Origin of the sequence: Bartonella sp. AP258QHHD (genome assembly GCF_042196145.1) — a bacterium.
Taxonomy (GTDB): Bacteria; Pseudomonadota; Alphaproteobacteria; order Rhizobiales; family Rhizobiaceae; genus Bartonella.
This window is the reverse complement of the sequence record NZ_JBHIPR010000020.1, coordinates 1-695: the sequence shown is the minus strand read 5'-3', so window position 1 is coordinate 695 and position 695 is coordinate 1. Positions and strand designations below refer to the sequence as shown.

General features: G+C 45.9%; 1 pseudogene. It reads left to right on the top strand.

Going from position 1 to position 695, the window contains the following annotated elements:
• Positions 1 to 56: 56 nt before the first annotated feature.
• Positions 57 to 695: pseudogene (locus ACFIMM_RS02825) on the top strand (hypothetical protein); the annotation flags it as partial.

Sequence of the window (695 nt, the reverse complement as noted above, 5' to 3'; positions counted from 1 at the left end):
ATTTGAAAGAGTGTTCATTAGACGAAGTGCTCTGAATGATGTGAGGACGAAAACAGATGAAGATACCCGATCATGAACATGAATATTTGATACCTGTTGCAACGAAAGAAGAAATGATAGCAGGAACTTCTCAAGACAGCGTTGTTGTTCCAAAGCTTTTAGGGACGGCATCTTTGTATTCGTATGAAACCTTTGCGCCGTTAGAGCAGGTTGTTAATGCACGTCAAGAAGCAGAAAAAGCCATGTCGCGTGCGAATGGTGCGCAACAGGTTGCAGAAGAATCGAAGAGGGTTTCGGAACAAGCGCTTAGCGAAGTGACGAAAACAGTTCAAACAGCGACAACAGCGCTTACGACGTCTCATGAAGCGAAGGAAGAAGCTAAAGCAGCGACGACAACGGCTAGCCTTGCGAAAGAGACAGCGGATACAGCCAATGGCTTAGCAGAAGAAGCCAAGAATACTTCTGATGCAGCGAAGCGCATGGCAGAAGAGACAAAAGCAGCAGTCGATAGAGCCTCAGGGGAAATCAATAGTACGAAAGGTTCCCTTTCTACGGCATTACAACGTTTTGAAGAGGTCAAACAGAGCAGTGAGAATGCTGTTAATTTATCGACCGAAGCCAAGAGGTTAGCCGATGAATCGAAGACCATTGCAACGCGTGCAGAACAAACAGCAAGAGAAGCTTCACAAACAGCA